The organism is Streptomyces rubellomurinus (assembly GCF_000961885.1).
Classification (GTDB): Bacteria; Actinomycetota; Actinomycetes; order Streptomycetales; family Streptomycetaceae; genus Kitasatospora; species Kitasatospora rubellomurina.
Map to the genome: position 1 here is coordinate 1 of NZ_JZKH01000132.1, position 15808 is coordinate 15808.

15 protein-coding genes and 4 tRNA genes are annotated in these 15808 nt (G+C 72.5%); 11 read left to right on the forward strand and 8 right to left on the reverse strand.

The window, feature by feature from the left end; genetic code table 11:
* Window positions 1–93: 93 nt before the first annotated feature.
* A tRNA-Cys gene (locus tag VM95_RS34940) sits at window positions 94–167 on the reverse strand.
* A gap of 40 nt (window positions 168–207) precedes the next feature.
* A tRNA-Gly gene (locus VM95_RS34945) sits at window positions 208–280 on the reverse strand.
* Window positions 281–624: 344 nt separating this feature from the next.
* On the opposite strand from VM95_RS34945, the gene VM95_RS34950 reads away from it, so the two are divergent.
* The 3 genes from VM95_RS34950 (at window position 625) to VM95_RS34960 (ending at window position 3464) form a co-directional block, all read left to right on the forward strand.
* A complete protein-coding gene (locus VM95_RS34950; protein ID WP_045704710.1) occupies window positions 625–1674 on the forward strand; it encodes a chorismate-binding protein in 1050 nt (349 codons plus the stop codon).
* Between the two features lie 52 nt (window positions 1675–1726).
* On the forward strand, window positions 1727–2557 hold the full coding sequence (locus VM95_RS34955; protein ID WP_045704713.1) for an aminotransferase class IV: 831 nt from the start codon (window positions 1727–1729) through the stop codon (window positions 2555–2557).
* A gap of 64 nt (window positions 2558–2621) precedes the next feature.
* Entirely contained in the window at window positions 2622–3464 is an 843-nt protein-coding gene (locus VM95_RS34960) for a GNAT family N-acetyltransferase (RefSeq protein ID WP_045704716.1), read from the forward strand.
* Between the two features lie 25 nt (window positions 3465–3489).
* Here VM95_RS34960 and VM95_RS34965 read toward each other — a convergent pair whose 3' ends face one another.
* Window positions 3490–3990: a DsbA family protein gene (locus tag VM95_RS34965; RefSeq protein ID WP_045704718.1), complete on the reverse strand. Its 501-nt coding sequence runs from the start codon at window positions 3988–3990 to the stop codon at window positions 3490–3492.
* Window positions 3991–4103: 113 nt separating this feature from the next.
* Between VM95_RS34965 and VM95_RS34970 the strand changes: the two genes are divergently transcribed.
* Complete coding sequence (locus tag VM95_RS34970; RefSeq protein WP_045704720.1) at window positions 4104–4562, forward strand: hypothetical protein; 459 nt, start codon at window positions 4104–4106, stop codon at window positions 4560–4562.
* A 33-nt stretch (window positions 4563–4595) separates the two neighbouring features.
* Here the strand turns inward: VM95_RS34970 and VM95_RS34975 are convergent, their stop codons facing one another.
* Both VM95_RS34975 and VM95_RS34980 read right to left on the reverse strand, forming a co-directional pair.
* Complete coding sequence (locus VM95_RS34975; protein WP_045704722.1) at window positions 4596–5165, reverse strand: CGNR zinc finger domain-containing protein; 570 nt, start codon at window positions 5163–5165, stop codon at window positions 4596–4598.
* A 407-nt stretch (window positions 5166–5572) separates the two neighbouring features.
* A complete protein-coding gene (locus VM95_RS34980; protein ID WP_030056266.1) occupies window positions 5573–5986 on the reverse strand; it encodes an SsgA family sporulation/cell division regulator in 414 nt (137 codons plus the stop codon).
* 421 nt (window positions 5987–6407) lie between these two features.
* Here VM95_RS34980 and VM95_RS34985 point away from each other — a divergent pair.
* Window positions 6408–6479: transfer RNA gene (locus tag VM95_RS34985), tRNA-Val, on the forward strand.
* 214 nt (window positions 6480–6693) lie between these two features.
* Window positions 6694–6765 (forward strand) — tRNA-Val (locus VM95_RS34990).
* 82 nt (window positions 6766–6847) lie between these two features.
* Here the strand turns inward: VM95_RS34990 and VM95_RS34995 are convergent.
* A complete protein-coding gene (locus VM95_RS34995; protein ID WP_045704724.1) occupies window positions 6848–7615 on the reverse strand; it encodes an exonuclease domain-containing protein in 768 nt (255 codons plus the stop codon).
* Between the two features lie 151 nt (window positions 7616–7766).
* Here VM95_RS34995 and VM95_RS35000 point away from each other — a divergent pair, with 151 nt between their 5' ends.
* The 4 genes from VM95_RS35000 (at window position 7767) to VM95_RS35015 (ending at window position 12302) form a co-directional block, all read left to right on the forward strand.
* Window positions 7767–8333, forward strand: a complete 567-nt coding sequence (locus VM95_RS35000; protein ID WP_045704726.1) for a DUF4365 domain-containing protein — start codon at window positions 7767–7769, stop codon at window positions 8331–8333.
* Between the two features lie 32 nt (window positions 8334–8365).
* A complete protein-coding gene (locus VM95_RS35005) occupies window positions 8366–9547 on the forward strand; it encodes a hypothetical protein (protein ID WP_045704729.1) in 1182 nt (393 codons plus the stop codon).
* An 85-nt stretch (window positions 9548–9632) separates the two neighbouring features.
* Window positions 9633–11612 (forward strand): threonine--tRNA ligase, encoded by a 1980-nt coding sequence (gene thrS, locus VM95_RS35010; RefSeq protein WP_045704731.1) that lies wholly within the window; start codon window positions 9633–9635, stop codon window positions 11610–11612.
* 129 nt (window positions 11613–11741) lie between these two features.
* Window positions 11742–12302, forward strand: a complete 561-nt coding sequence (locus VM95_RS35015; RefSeq protein WP_045704733.1) for an HIT family protein — start codon at window positions 11742–11744, stop codon at window positions 12300–12302.
* 63 nt (window positions 12303–12365) lie between these two features.
* Here VM95_RS35015 and VM95_RS35020 read toward each other — a convergent pair whose 3' ends face one another.
* Window positions 12366–14018: a hypothetical protein gene (locus VM95_RS35020; protein ID WP_052706227.1), complete on the reverse strand. Its 1653-nt coding sequence runs from the start codon at window positions 14016–14018 to the stop codon at window positions 12366–12368.
* A 178-nt stretch (window positions 14019–14196) separates the two neighbouring features.
* Here VM95_RS35020 and VM95_RS35025 point away from each other — a divergent pair, with 178 nt between their 5' ends.
* Window positions 14197–14652: a thiol-disulfide oxidoreductase DCC family protein gene (locus tag VM95_RS35025; protein WP_244179072.1), complete on the forward strand. Its 456-nt coding sequence runs from the start codon at window positions 14197–14199 to the stop codon at window positions 14650–14652.
* On the opposite strand, the gene VM95_RS35030 is transcribed toward VM95_RS35025, so the two are convergent.
* Window positions 14640–15808 (reverse strand): EF-Tu/IF-2/RF-3 family GTPase (locus tag VM95_RS35030; protein ID WP_045704738.1); only part of this gene is annotated, 1169 nt, incomplete at its 5' end. The genes VM95_RS35025 and VM95_RS35030 overlap by 13 nt on opposite strands.

A 15808-nucleotide genomic window follows, 5' to 3' on the forward strand; every position in this document is an offset into this window, starting at 1 on the left:
GATTGAACCAGTGACCCCTACCGTGTCAAGGTAGTGCTCTCCCGCTGAGCTAATCGCGCGGGGAGGTCCCCTGGCAGAACCGGGTGATCCTCTTGGAGGTGGAGACGGGATTTGAACCCGTGTACACGGCTTTGCAGGCCGTTGCCTCGCCTCTCGGCCACTCCACCAGGCAACACACGAAGAACGATCTTACACTGTTCTCCGTCGAGCGGACGACGAGATTCGAACTCGCGACCCTCACCTTGGCAAGGTGATGCTCTACCAACTGAGCCACGTCCGCCTGTCTCCCGGGGGCCTCACCGGTTTTCCCGGCTGCGCTCCCTGGCGACGTGTTGAACTCTAGCGGATTCCCGGGCCAGCTAAAAATCCGTTCCCGCAGCATGCCGAGGGGATGCCCGCCAAGCACCCGCCGACCGACCCCCGCGCAGGGCACCGGCCGTCACCTGCGGCGCTTCCGGACGATCACCCGCAGGCCACCCCGCGCACACCCGCGCGACGCCCGCGACTGCTCGCCCCCCCCCGCCCGGCGCCCGCCCCGGCCCGGCGGTCGACCACCAGTACGGGAGCGCGCCCCCGACCTACACTTCAGGCACCGCCACCCCCGCACCACCGCGCAGGAGAACCGTGTCCGGCCCCACCGACCCCAGCACCCCGCTCGCCCGCTTCGGCGGCCGCCTGGCCACCGGGCTGCGCGACGTCACCTCGGACCCGGCCGCCCTCGACTCCGCCGGCTACTGGGCCGTCGTCCACGACTTCGAGGGCCGCCTCACCTGCGCCCGCTTCGACGACGTCCGCCCCGCCCCCGCCCCGCCCTCCGGCGCCGGCTGGCGCGGCCCGGACGCCGGCGAGTGGCACAGCTCCCTGGACCGCGCCGCCTACACCGCCGGCGTCCGCCGCATCCGCGAGCACATAGCCGCCGGCGAGGTCTACCAGGCCAACCTCTGCCGGGTGCTCTCCGCACCGCTGCCCGACCCCGACCGCAGCGACATCGACGCCCTCACCGGCCTCCTCGCCCACGGCAACCCCGCCCCGTACGCCGGCACCGTCCGCCTGCCCGAACACGGCGTCGAGATCGCCACCGCCTCCCCCGAGCTCTACCTGCGCCGCACCGGCCGCACCGTCTCCTCCGGCCCGATCAAGGGCACCGGCCGCACCGAGGACGACCTCCTCGACAAGGACCACGCCGAGAACGTGATGATCGTCGACCTGGTCCGCAACGACCTGGGCCGCGTCTGCGAGACCGGCACCGTCACCGTCCCCGACCTGTGCGCCGTCGAGAAGCACCCCGGCCTCGTTCACCTCGTCTCCACCGTCGAGGGCACCCTGCGCGCCGACGCCGGCTGGCCCGAACTCCTCGCCGCCACCTTCCCGCCCGGCTCCGTCACCGGCGCCCCCAAGTCCAGCGCCCTGCGGATCATCGAAGCCCTTGAGACCGCCCCGCGCGGCCCCTACTGCGGCGCGGTCGGCTGGGTCGACGCCGACCGCGGCGAGGCCGAACTCGCGGTCGGCATCCGCACCTTCTGGCTCGACCGCACCGACCCCGAGACCCCGGTCCTGCGCTTCGGCACCGGCGCCGGCATCACCTGGGGCTCCGACCCCGACCGCGAGTGGGCGGAAACCGAACTGAAGGCCGCCCGACTCGTCGCGATAGCGTCGGGCAGCGAAACCCTCTGACGCGCCGGCCGAGACACCCCGCCGCCGGCACCACCCCGAGGAGCAGCGCCCGATGCACACCCCCATCACGAGCTGGGTCAACGGCAGGCTCGTCGACTCCACCGCACCCGCCGTCACCGTCCTCGACCACGGACTCACCACCGGCGACGGCGTCTTCGAAACCATGAAGGTCGTCGACGGCCGCACCTTCGCCCTCACCCGCCACCTCGACCGGCTCACCCGCTCCGCCCGCGGCCTCGGCCTGCCCGACCCCGACCACGACCTGGTCCGCGAAGCCTGCGCCCAGCTCCTCGCCGCCGACCCCGTCCCGCTCGGCCGCCTGCGCGTCACCTACACCGGCGGCACCGCCCCGCTCGGCTCCGAACGCGGCACCGCCGGCCCCACCCTGGTCGCCGCCCTCGGCGCGATCACCCGCCGCCCCGACGAGACCGCCGTCGCCGTCGTCCCGTGGCGCCGCAACGAACACAGCGCCGTCGCCGGCCTCAAGACCACCTCGTACGCCGAGAACGTCGTCGCCCTCGCCGCCGCCCACCGCGCCGGCGCCACCGAGGCCCTGTTCGCCAACACCGCCGGCCGACTCTGCGAAGGCACCGGCTCCAACGTCTTCGTCGTCCTCGAAGGCCGCCTGCTCACCCCGCCGCTCGCCTCCGGCTGCCTCGCCGGCATCACCCGCCAACTCGTCATCGACTGGTGCGGCGCCGAAGAGGCCGACCTCCCGCTCGACGCCCTCCGGGACGCCGACGAGGTCTTCCTGACCTCCTCCACCCGCGACGTCCAGGCCGTCACCCGCATCGACGACCGCGAACTGCCCGGCACCGGACCGATCACCGCCAAGGCCATGACCGTCTTCGCCGAGCGCAGCGCCGACGACCTCGACCCGTGACCCGCACCCCCGGCACAGCGCACCGGCACGGATAACCTCCCCGACGAGGGGAAGGGACCACCACATGACCACCACGCTGCGCCCCGAGGGCCCCGAGACACCGACCGCGGCCGGCGGCCGCACCAGACGCTGGCGGATCCTCACCAACGGCCGCCAGATCGGCTCGCTGCGCACCACCGCCGTCCCGGTCGGCGGCCAACTCTGGGGCGAGATAGCCGAATTGGAGATCACCGAAGGCCGCGGTCGGGGTCGCGGCACCTTCGGCGCACTGGCCGCCGAGGAGGTGCTGCGCGGCTGGGGCTGCACCCGGGTGGACGTCAGGATCCCCGACTCCGCGCCGACCGCCCGCGCCCTCGCCGGAGCGCTCGGCTACACCGAGCGCTCCCTGGCCCTCGCCAAGCGGCTGACCACCGCCCCCGCCCTGCCCGCCGGCGTCAGCGCGCGCCCGTTCGAGGAGGACGGTCTGCGCGCCTGGCTCGACCGCTCCTCGGCCGACTACGCCCGCGCGCTCGTCCGCTCCGGCCTCACCGAGGAGCAGACCCGCGCCAGGGTGGGCTGCGACCAGCGACTGCTCCCGGAGGGCGCCGACACCCCGGGCAACGCCCTGGCCAGCCTGTACGGACCGGACGGCGGGCCGCAGCCGTACGGCTCGATCTGGGTGGACCTCCACCTGACCGACCTGCCGGACGGCGAACCGCTCGCCTGGGTCATGGTCGTCGAGGTGTCCCCGGCCCACCGGGGCCGGGGACACGGACGCACCCTGATGCTGCTCGCCGAACGCGCGTGTCTGGCGGCCGGCGTACGGAACCTCGGGCTCAACGTCTTCGCCGACAACGAGGTGGCCATCGGCCTCTACGCCTCACTCGGCTACGGGATCACCAACCTCCTCTACGGCAAACAGCTTTGACGAAGAGTCAGAAGCATCGGGAGCGTCAGGAGGTCTTCGCCGCCTCGATCACGGCGACGATCCGCTCCCGCAGCCCCTCCTGGCTCTGCCCGCCGTCCAGCCGCTGCCCGCCGATCACGTACGTCGGCGTGCCCTTGACCCCGATCGCCTTGCCCTCGGCCTGGTCGGAGTCCACGGTCAGCATGTGCCGCCCGTCGATCAGCGCGGTGTCGACCTCCTCGACGTCCACCCCGACCTCCCGGGCCACGTCCAGCAGCACCTTCTGCCCGCCCGCGCCCAGCTCCTCGGTCCGGGCCAGCAGCGCCTCCACGAACGGCCACCCCAGCCCCTGCGCGAACGCCTCCTCGGCCGCCTCGGCGGCGGCGTAGGCGTGCTTGTGCTTCTCCAGCGGGAAGTGCCGCAGCTCCACGGGCAGCGCGTCACCGTACTGCGCGCGCAGCGCCCGGACGTCGTCCAGCGCGGTGCGGCAGTCCGGGCACTGCAGGTCGCACCAGAACTCAAGGCGGGGGAGGGAACCATCGATCATCCCCCCAGTGTTCCACTAAGTGGGAGCCCGCTCCGGCCGGAGGGTGCCCCCGCGGCGGACCGACAGGGAGGCTCCGGAATGACCAGACCCACCGGACCGGAAGGCCCGCGCCCGTGCTGACCGCGGCGATCAGCTTCCTGCTCACGGCGGGCGGAGTCGCGGTCGCGGGCCTGCGGGCCCGGCAACGGCGCCTCCGCTCCGCGACCCGCTGGTTCGCGGTCGCCCTACTGCCCGCCGGGCTCTACCTCACCGGCCTGTTCCCGCTGGCGAGCACCATCGGCCGCGCGTTCGCCGACTGGGCGACCAGGCTGGTCTTCGACCCCCGGGTGTGGACGGGCGTCGCACTGCTCGGCGTCTCCGCCGCCCTGCTGCTGGCGACCACCCGCTGGGGCGCCCGCCGCGACGCGGTCGAGTCCGCCCCCGAGCGCCCGGCCGCCGCGGGCCCGGCCCCCGACCGCCCGGCGGTCGCTCCCGCCCCGCCGAAGCCGAAGAAGCGGGCCGGCGGCAAGCAGGACGACGGCCTCGGCGACTTCGCCGACATCGAGGAGATCCTCCGCAAGCGCGGAATCTGATCGGCAGAACCGGCCCCGGCCCGGGGCTCGGGCTCAGGCCGAGGGAACGGCCTCCGCCGAGCGCTGCCGGGCCCGGTACGCGGCGACGTGCAGCCGGTTCCCGCAGGTACGGCTGTCGCAGTAGCGCCGCGAGCGGTTGCGCGAGAGGTCGACGAAGACCCGCGCGCAGTCCGGCGCCTCGCAGCGCCGCAGCCGCTCCCGCTCGCCGGCCATGAAGATGAAGGCCAGCGCCATGCCGAGCTCGGCCGCCAGGTGGTCGCCGATCGCGGCGTGCGGCGCGAAGTAGTGGATGTGCCAGCCGTGGTGGTCGTGGTTGACCAGCCGGGGCGTGGTCCCGGCCGCCGCGACGACCGCGTTGACCAGCTCGGCGGCGTCCTCGGTGGCCTCCGTCCCGAACACCTCGCGCAGCCGGGTGCGCAGGGCCTGCACCTGGTGCAGGTCCTCCTCGGTGAGCGAGTCGATCTCGCTGATCTCCTGCCGGACCACGAACGCGTTCAGCGCCGCGACGTCCGGCAGCCGCTCGGTGCCGCACACCTCGGGTGCGGTGTTGAGCAGATCGACGAGGATGCTCAGTGCGCACTCGGTGTCATGGGTGATCAGCACGTTGGGGGCTCCTCGCGCAGGGGGACTCCGGGTACCCCGCGGACACGGTTGACCCAAGACCATACCGGGCCGTGCGGCGGAAGGGCGGCGCCTTCCTTCGAAGGCGTGTACGGATTCCGTCAGAGCCCCGCAAACCGGGCGCACCACCTTCCGTGCGCCCCCCGTACGCCCCCCCGGAACGCCAACGGCGCCCGGCATCGGGGCCGGTCACCCGTGAGGATGACCGGCCCCGATGCCGGGCGCCTGTGGTGGCGGCGGCCCGCTCCGGTGGGAACGGGCCGCTCACCGGCCCCGAGGCCGCGTGGTGCGCGGCTGAGTCTGCTGCCGTGCCCCCGAGTAGGACGGCAGTGCGGACGACAGGGGGTACGGCCCCGCCGACAACGGGGCTGGACCGCCTCCGGACGGGGTCAGCTTTCGGCGAGGATGTGGGACAGCTCCCGGTCGAGGTCGAAGTGACGGTGTTCGGTGCCGGGGGGCACCGCGGCGTCCGTCCGCTTGAGGAACGACTCAAGCGCCCGGGCCGGGGCCTCCAGCAGGGCCTCTCCTTCCGGAGAGCTAAGTGCGATGCAGACCACCCCTTGCCCGTGGCTGCGCGACGGCCACACCCGGACGTCGCCGGTACCGGTGGGTCGGTGCAGCCCCTCCGCGAGGAGATCTCGGGCGAACACCCACTCCACGGTCTCGTCGGCGCCCGTGTGGAACGTGGCGTGCACGGCGTAGGGGTCGGCGGTGTCGTAGCGCAGGCCCGCGGGGACGGGCAGTGAGGACTCGCTGGACACGATGAGGCGCAGGTGCAGCTCGCAGCTGACCGTGGTGTTCATAAGCGCCATGGCCTTTCGCTCAGTGTGCGCTCGGGGAATCGCACGTCGGCGAACGGACCATCCCACCCCGAAGACCGATGTAAACCCCTCTGTCCCGATTCGGGCGCGAGTCGTACCCCTTACGGCGCATTGCGGAATCGCCCCCGAGTACCCGCCCGGGGCATTACCGGCGGTTCTCTCCGCGGGTTTCCGGCTCCGCCCGTACCGGCCCTGTAGGAAGCGCCAAGCCGGCCGGGAACAGGGGAGCGGGTGGTGCGGCCCTGCCTGACGAGTCGGCCGCACGGGCGAGTGCGCCAGGGGAAGGGCCCTGTGTCCCGCCCGGGGCCCGGGGTCGCCCGGGGTCGCCCGGGTCCCGGCCGGCCCCGGACCAGGAGGGTGTTCGGACCACCCTCTCGGATGCGGTAATGTTTTCCCTGCACCCGGGCGATTAGCTCAGCGGGAGAGCACTTCGTTCACACCGAAGGGGTCACTGGTTCGATCCCAGTATCGCCCACCGGAATGCATTGTGATATGTGAGGCCCAGCCGATTATCGGCTGGGCCTCACATGTATTTCCGGAATCCCCCGAACGCCCCCGCAAATCCCGCTCCGATGCTGAGGCACTGTCACCTTCCGCCCGGAGTGCGAGTTCTGCGGATGCGTCGGCACCCCGGAACGGGCGAGTTGTACGACCGCCTCCGAACGGTGCTACAGTTCATCTCGTTGCCCGGGCGATTAGCTCAGCGGGAGAGCACTTCGTTCACACCGAAGGGGTCACTGGTTCGATCCCAGTATCGCCCACCGGACAGCACGCAGGCCCTGATCGGGAAACCGGTCAGGGCCTGCGGCGCGTCCGGGCCCGAACCGCAGCCCGGGCCCGCCGCTACGCCGCCGCCTCGCAGCCGTGCGCCGGCTCCAACCGCCGCCCGCACCCGCACCGGGCCGGCCGCAGCGGCCACGACAGGTCCACCCGCTCCGGCGTCCCCGACCGCTCGAACCAGCGCTGCAACCCGCGCGCCTGCGCCGCGTGCCAGATCGCCTGCCGAAGATGCAGCTCCGCCGCCGACAGCCCGCCCAGCGCCGCCGGGTACCGGGCGCCGATCCGCCGGGTCAGCGCCAGCGCCGCCGTCGCGTCCGCCGCCGCGTCGTGCGCCCCGGCCAGCTCGACCCCGTAGTGCGCGCACAGGTCGGTCAACGTCCGGCGGCCCTTGCGGTACCGGTCCACGTGCTTGTCCAGCACCCGCGGATCCAGTATCACCAGCCCCGCCGCGCCCAGGCCCTCCGCCAGCGCCACCCCGTGGTGCCGGCGCAACTCCCGGTCCAGCAGCGTGAGGTCGTACGGCGCGTTCATCACCACCACCGGACACCCGGCCCGGGCCTGCGCCGCCAGCGCCCGCGTCACCTCCGCCACCACCGCGCGGGCCGGACGGCCGTGGGCGCGGACCTGCTCGTCGGTGATGCCGTGCACCGCGCGGGCGCCGTCCGGGATCGGGACGCCCGGATCCGCGAGCCAGGTGGTGCTGTGGGTCGGTTCGCCCGGGGCGAGTTGGACGACCAGGGCGGCCGAGACGATCCGATCGGACTCCACGTCCACGCCGGTGGTCTCGGTGTCGAAGGAGGCGAGTGGGCCGGTGTACCAGAGCTGCTGCATGACTGCCCCTCAGGCGAGCGTTCCGCGCGCCCGGTTGATACCCGGTTCTGACGTCCGCTCAACCCGTTTGGCGCAGGCCGAGCCGGGGATCCTGCCTCCGGAGAATCCCGTTCGAACAGGACGGGCCCGGAGCCGGGGGAGGCCACGGGCGATGGCACTGACGCAGCCACCACCACAGCCGCGGCCGGACGGAGCCGCGGCCGTCCTGCGCGGGAACCTCGCCGTCACCGCCTGCATGGAGACGCTGCAGGTCGGCTACCTGCACGCGGTCGCCGCCGCGGCCGGCTGCTCGCTCTCCCAGCCGTTCCCGGACAACGGCATCGACTGGCAGGTCAGCCACGGCTCCCCGGAGCACGAGGTGGACGACGAGGTCACCGTCAAGATCCAGCTCAAGGCCACCCAGCAGATCGCCCCCGACCCGGCCGGGCCGCACTTCAGCTTCACCCTCGACAACGCGCACCTGCGCAAACTCGCCCGCCCCCGGGTCGCCGTACCCCGGATCCTGGTCGTGATGCTGCTGCCCAGCCGGGTCGACGAGTGGCTGCGGGCCCGGCCCGACGCCATGGAACTGCGGCACTGCTGCTACTGGGTCAACCTGGCCGGCCACCCCATCACCGGACGCCGGCGCACCAACGTCCGGGTGCCCACCGACAAGGTCTTCGACGACCGCGCGCTCTGCGACATCATGGCCCGGGTCGGCGCGGGCGAGAGCCCGTGACCGCCCGGCCCCGGCAGCGAGGAAGCACACCCATGACACCGCCGCTGACACCGCCGCACGGACCGGGCGAGCCCGCCCGCCCCCTGCCCGACCCGGCCACCGTCGACCCCGCGGTGCTCGCCACCCTGCTCGCCCGGCACGGCTGGATCCGGCGCGGCGGCCCCGCCGCCCGCTACGGCCGCTGGACCCCGCCCGACGACGAACCCGGCACCAGCCTCCTCGTCCCCGCCGACGACGGCTTCGACGACGCCGTCGAACTCCTCACCGACGCCGTCACCGCGCTCTCCCGCTCCCGCACCCCCAGCGCCCGCTCGATCCTGCTCGCCCTCGCCGTCCCCGGCGACGAACTGCGCTGGCACCGCGACCTGCCCGGCCCCGCCGACACCGCCCCCTGGGACGACGCCGAACGGCTCCAGCGGGCAGCACGCACCATGCTCGCCGCCGGCGCCAAGGCCGGCCGGACCAGGGCCGCCTACTACGGCGCCCGGCTGGACGGCCACGCCGGGGAGTTCCTCGACCGCGTCCTGGTCGTCGAGCAGGGCGCCGTCGACCAGGGCGCCGCCCTCACCGCCCACACCCCCGCCCCCGAGGGGCGCACCGCCGTCACCACCCTGGTCCGCGCCCTGGAGGCCCTGCGCGACGCCGTCGACTACCGCCGGGTCAGCGGCGGGCCCGAGGCCTTCGAGAACGCCGTCCAGGCCGGAGTCAGCCGGGAGCTCGTCCAGTCCGTCGAGGACCTGGTCCGCGGCACCACCGGCGCCGGGCTCGCCGTCGCCTGGTCCGCCGCCGCCGGGATCCCCGGCGGCTTCGGCGACCGCCGGATCACCCTCGACTTCTCACCCGGCGACCTGCCCGCCCTCGCCGAGGCCGCCGACCTGCTGGAACGCCTCGAACCGGCCGTCGCCGTCACCGTCACCGGCCTGGTCGTCCGCCTCAAGCGGGCCGACCCCGGCGGACCCGGCTCCGTACGGCTCCGCGTCCTCGGCGGCGCCGAAGTCCGCGAACTCAAGGTCCGGCTGCCCGACCCCGACTACCGGCTCGCCGCCGAAGCCCACCTGGCCGGCCTGCCCGTCCGGCTCTCCGGACGGCTCGAACCGCGCGGCGGCTTCCGCCGCCTCGGCCGGCCCCACGGCCTGGAACTCCTCCCCGGCAGGGCGGACGGCGACCACGAGCAGCTGCTCAAGGGGCTCGGGGACGGGGACGAACAGATCTAGGTGACGGCGGGGGCGGCGCGCTCGGTACCATCGTCAGACGCAGCGCAGTGTTGCGTCCTCTAATCCAGCACGTCAGGAGAGACCGGTGACGGACGTCCGGGTAATCATCAGCCGCGAACCCGATCGGGAAGAGCGCGTGGTGACGACGGGCACCACGGCCGCCGAGCTCTTCGCCGACGACCGCTCGATCATCGCCGCCCGCGTCGGCGGCCAGCTCAAGGACCTCGCCTACGCCGTCCAGGACGGCGACGAGGTCGAGCCGGTCGCGATCGACAGCAAGGACGGCCTCGACATCCTGCGCCACTCCACCGCGCACGTCATGGCCCAGGCCGTGCAGCAGCTCTTCCCCGAGGCCAAGCTCGGCATCGGCCCGCCGGTCAAGGACGGCTTCTACTACGACTTCGACGTCGAGAAGCCCTTCCAGCCCGATGACCTCAAGGCCATCGAGAAGCGCATGCAGGAGATCATCAAGCGCGGGCAGAAGTTCTCCCGCCGCGTGGTCACCGACGAGTCCGCCCGCGAGGAGCTGGCCGCCGAGCCGTACAAGCTCGAGCTGATCGGCCTCAAGGGCTCCGCCGCCACCGCCGGCGAGGGCGCCGACGTCGAGGTCGGCGGCGGCGAGCTCACCATCTACGACAACCTGGACGCCAAGACCGGCGAGCAGTGCTGGGGCGACCTCTGCCGCGGCCCGCACCTGCCCAGCACCCGGCACATCCCGGCGTTCAAGCTGATGCGCAACGCCGCCGCGTACTGGCGCGGCAGCGAGAAGAACCCCATGTTGCAGAGGCTGTACGGCACCGCGTGGCCGACCAAGGACGAGCTCAAGGCCCACCTGGACTTCCTCGTCGAGGCCGAGAAGCGCGACCACCGCAAGCTCGGCAACGAGCTCGACCTCTTCTCCATCCCCGAGGAGATCGGCTCCGGCCTCGCCGTCTTCCACCCCAAGGGCGGCATCATCCGCCGCGCCATGGAGGACTACTCGCGCAAGCGGCACGAGGAAGAGGGCTACGAGTTCGTCTACACCCCGCACGCCACCAAGGGGAAGCTCTTCGAGAAGAGCGGCCACCTCGACTGGTACGCGGACGGCATGTACCCGCCCATGCAGCTCGACGAGGGCGTGGACTACTACCTCAAGCCGATGAACTGCCCGATGCACAACCTGATCTTCGACGCGCGCGGCCGCTCGTACCGTGAACTGCCGCTGCGCCTCTTCGAGTTCGGGACGGTGTACCGGTACGAGAAGTCCGGCGTCGTGCACGGCCTGACCCGGGCCCGCGGCTTCACGCAGGACGACGCGCACATCTACTGCACCCGCGAGCAGATGGCGGAGGAGCTCGACTCCACGCTGACCTTCGTGCTCAACCTCCTCCGTGACTACGGTCTGACCGACTTCTACCTGGAGCTGTCGACCAAGGACCCGGTCAAGTACGTCGGCTCGGACGAGACCTGGGAGGAGGCCACCGCCGTTCTGGCGGCCGTGGCCGAGAAGCAGGGTCTGCCGCTGGTGCCGGACCCGGGTGGCGCGGCCTTCTACGGCCCGAAGATCTCGGTGCAGGCGCGTGACGCCATCGGCCGCACCTGGCAGATGAGCACCATCCAGCTCGACTTCAACCTCCCCGAGCGTTTCGATCTTGAGTACACCGCGGCGGACGGCTCGCGTCAGCGGCCGGTCATGATCCACCGCGCGCTCTTCGGTTCGATCGAGCGCTTCTTCGCGGTGCTGCTGGAGCACTACGCCGGCGCCATGCCGCCGTGGCTGGCTCCGGTCACCGTGACCGGCATCCCGATCACCGACGAGCACGTGCCGTACCTGCTGGAGGTCGCGGCCGAGCTCAAGAAGCACGGGATCCGGGTCGAGGTGGACACCTCGGACGACCGCATGCAGAAGAAGATCCGCAACGCCCAGCGCAGCAAGACCCCGTACATGCTGATCGCCGGCAACGACGACGTCGAGGCGGGCGCGGTGTCGTTCCGCTACCGCAACGGCGAGCAGAAGAACGGCGTGCCCCGTGACGAGGCGATCGCCGAGATCGTTGATGCTGTGGCGCGCCGTATCCAGGTTTGATGACTTCCCCGCCTGAGCGGGGGTGATCCGAACGGCGTCCCAGTCGCTGAGGCAGTCGCCGAGGTGAAGCGCGGGGCAGGCTCTGAACGAGTCTGCCCCGCGCGGCTTTGCAAGCACGGTTGGGCGAATATGCTGATCAGCATGACGACTGAGCCGGAACTGCAGCGGGGCGTCGGTGAGCCGGACGGCTTCCGCCGCCTGTGGACCCCCCATCGGATGGCGTACATCCAGGGTGAGAACAAGCCCACCGGCCCGGCTCCGGACGACGGTTGTCCGTTCTGCTCGATCCCGTCGCTGAGCGACGAGGACGGGCTGATCATCGCCCGGGGGAGCGCCGTGTTCGCGGTGCTGAACCTGTACCCGTACAACGGCGGTCACCTCATGGTGGTCCCGTACCGGCACGTGGCGGACTACACCGACCTGGACGAGGCGGAGACGGCCGAGCTGGCCGACTTCACCAAGCGGGCGATGACCGCACTGCGGGCCGCGTCCGGGGCGCACGGGTTCAACATCGGGATGAACCAGGGCGCGGCGGCCGGTGCCGGGATCGCGGCGCACCTGCACCAGCACGTGGTGCCGCGCTGGGGCGGGGACACCAACTTCATGCCGGTGGTCGGCCACACCAAGGTGCTGCCGCAGCTGCTGGCGGACACCCGCAAGATGCTGGCGGAGGCCTGGCCGCAGGGCTGAAACGGCTGAAAAGGGGCCCACCACCGAGGAGTTCGGTGGTGGGCCCCTTCGCGTCGAGGGCGCTCAGTTGGCGTTGAAGGTGTCCACCTCGTACGGGCGGCTGCCCTGCGCCTCGGACTTGATGATCGAGGTGCGGTTCTTGAAGAAGCGGTCGGCGTCGAGGTCGTGCTCCTGGAGGAACTCCAGCGTCGCGTTGTGGACGGCGTTGAGCACCGGGACGGAGAGGTTCATGGCGTTGTCGACCATGGAGCGGTTCTCCCAGGCCCGGCCGACCCAGACGTGCCGGAGGCCGAAGGGCTCGGGCAGGCCGAGCCCGCCGCCGAGCCAGCCGAGCAGGCCGGGCGCCCGGTAGAAGGGGGCGCGGACGGCCTGGCGGACGACCTCGTCGTTGTCGATCAGGGGGAGCTTGACCGTGCGTTCCTCCCAGAACTTCACGGTCTTGGGGATCGACTTCTCCTTGTCCTTGGGCTTGTCGAAGAAGACGCCCTTGACCGGGCCGAGCGCGTAGCCGGCCACGGCGATGGCGAGCACGTCGGCGAGCAGGGTCACCGTGACGGTGAAGGTGAGCACCAACTTGCCGTCGTGGGTGATGAACTGGGTGGCCAGGTAGTGCCGGGGGCCGCCGGGGAAGGTCTGCTTGTCGGCGATGCTCTGGACGGCGAAGTCGCGCATCCGGTCGCCGTCCATGTCGGCGCTGCCGGCGGCGGGGCGGCTGATCTCGTCGGCGCCCTCGCCGATGTCGAAGACCACCCACTGCTTGATCTGCACGTTGGGGATGCCGCTGTTGGCGACGTGGCTGATGCCGAGGCCCTTGAGGTGGGAGGAGATCCGGCGGACCAGGTCCCAGGGGTGGAAGGCGCGGAAGTCGGCGTGGCCGGGGGCGGGGTGGAGGGTGTCGGCGAGGCGCCATTCGCCCCAGCGGCGGCCGGCGCCGAGGATGCCCTTGGGGCCGGCGTAGTGCTGGATGTTGGTTTCCTGCTCGGCGTCGAGGCGGCCGAGCTTGTCGCGCAGGTCGGTGGCCTTCTTGTCCAGGTCGTCGCGGGGGACGGCCCGGGAGACGGTGGCGGCGACGGCGCTGCCGCTGACCAGGTCCTGCCAGCGGGCGCGGAGGTCCTTGGCGGAGCGCTCGACGATCCGGCGGGCGAGGTACCAGCCGATGACCGGGGCGAGCATGGTGATCCGCAGGTAGAGGCCGAGGACGCCGGCGGCCGGCGGGCGCACCGCGAGCAGGACGGCGAGGATGCCGGCGGCGATCAGGGCGAGGCCGCCGTAGACGTCGGCGCCGCGCTGGTTGTCCCGCTTGAGCCAGGCGCGCAGCTGGAAGGCGCCGAGCCAGACCAGGGTGCCGGGGAGGAAGAGCAGGGCGGTGACGACGGTGACGGTGCTGAGCTGGCGGTCGCGGGTGTTGCGGAGTTCTTCGGCGGCCAGGCAGTGTTCGACGACCTGGCGGGCGTCGACGCCGAAGGAGGGGACGAGGGGTTTGCGGTCGCCGCCGAGCGCGCGGGAGACCAGCGCCTTGCTGAAGGCCTCGCCGAGGTTGGGGCGGAAGAGCGCGAAGCGGCCCTTCTTGGCGGTGGCGTCGGTGACGGCGTCGACGAAGCCGGTGACCTCGCCGTCGCGGTAGGCGGCCGAGGAGAGCGCCAGGCTGACGGCGGTCTGCGGGCCGGTGTCGGTCCGGGGTATCTGCGCACCCGGGGTCATGTCGAGTGTGGTCACGGCGGCGTCCCCTCCTCCCCTTGTCAGCGGCAGGTTACCGTGCCGTGGCACCGTCGCGCGGATGATCGTCTGAAGTACCGTCACGATCAGGCCGCGGGGGCCTGAGGGGCATGATGCCCAGGTTCGGGCAGGTCGATACCCGGTGGGGCGGGGTGTGTGAGGGCGGAGGAGGATGGAGGTGTTCCGCGAGTTCGGGGAGGTTGCCGTGAAGGATCCGGTGCTGGTTTTCGACGGGGATTGCGCGTTCTGCTCGTCCTGCGTGCGGTGGGGTGAGCGGTACCTGCGGCAGACCTTGGCCTCGGGGGGCTGGGAGGCGGTGCCGTTCCAGTTCGCGGATCTGGCGGAGCTGGACGCGTTGGCGGGTGGTCGGGGCGAGGTGTCGGCCGAGCGGGCGGAGCGCGAGGTGCTGTGGGTGACGCCGGCGGGCCGGGTGTACGGGGGCGCGCAGGCGGTGGCGCGGTTGCTGATGCGCTCCGGGGGCGTGTGGGCGTACGCGGGCGCGGTGTTGGCGCTGGCGCCGGTGCGGCCGGTGGCGGCGGTGGTGTACCGCTGGGTGGCGCGCAACCGGCACCGGATGCCGGGGGGTACGGCGGCGTGCGCGCTGCCGAACCGGAAGCCCGTTCAGTCGGTGTAGCGCTCGGCGAGGGCGGGGGGCATGGGTTCGTGGCGCAGGTGGGCGCGGGTGAACTCTGCGGTGCCGTGGGTGAGTGAGCGCAGGTCGATCGGGTAGCGGACGAGTTCGAGTTCGGGGACTTCGGCGCGCAGCAGGGTGAGGCCGGGGCCGCCGGTCTCGGTGCCGAGGACGCGGCCGCGGCGGGCGGAGAGGTCCCCGAGGACGGCGCCGAGGTAGTCGTCGGGGAGCAGGACGGTGACGGCGGCGACGGGTTCGAGCAGGCGGATGACGGCGTGCTCGGCGGCGTCGCGCAGGGCGAGGGCGGCGGCGTTCTGGAAGGAGGCGTCGGAGGAGTCGACGGAGTGTGCCTTGCCGTCGGTGAGGGTGACGCGGACGTCGACGAGGGGGTGGCCGGTGGCGACGCCTTTGGCGAGTTGGGCGCGGACGCCCTTCTCGACGGAGGGGATGAAGTGTTTGGGGACGGCGCCGCCGACGACGTGTTCCTGGAACTCGAAGCCGGAGCCGGCGGGGAGGGGTTCGACCTCGAGGTCGCAGATGGCGTACTGGCCGTGGCCGCCGGACTGTTTGACGAGGCGGCCGTGGCCGGCGGCGGCGGTGCCGAAGGTCTCGCGGAGGGCGACCTTGGGTTCGACGGTGTCGACGTGGACGCCGTGGCGGGTGCGCAGGCGGTCGAGGACGACGTCGGCGTGGGCTTCGCCGGTGCACCAGAGGACGAGCTGGTGGGTGTCGGGGTTCTGTTCGACGCGCAGGGCGGGGTCTTCGGCGGCGAGGCGGGTGAGGGCTTGGGAGAGTTTGTCGTCGTCGGCCTTGCTGTGGGCTTCGACGGCGATGGGGAGCAGGGGTTCGGGGAGCGTCCAGCCGTCGAGGTCGACGGGGTGGCCGGGCTCGTGGACGGTGTCGCCGGCGCGGGCGGTGGTGAGTTTGGCGGCGCAGACGAGGTCGCCGGCGATGGCGTGCGGGACGGGGCGCTGGAGTTTGCCGAAGGGGCTGGTGAGGGCGGTGACGCGGTCGTCGCCGTTCTGGTCGGCGGTGTGGGCGGGGCCGCTGAGGTGGATCTTGGTGTCGGGGCGCAGGGTGCCGGCGTAGAGGCGCAGGAGGCTGATCCGTCCGACGTAGGCGTCGCCGGTGACGCGGATGACCTGGGCGGCGAGGGTGG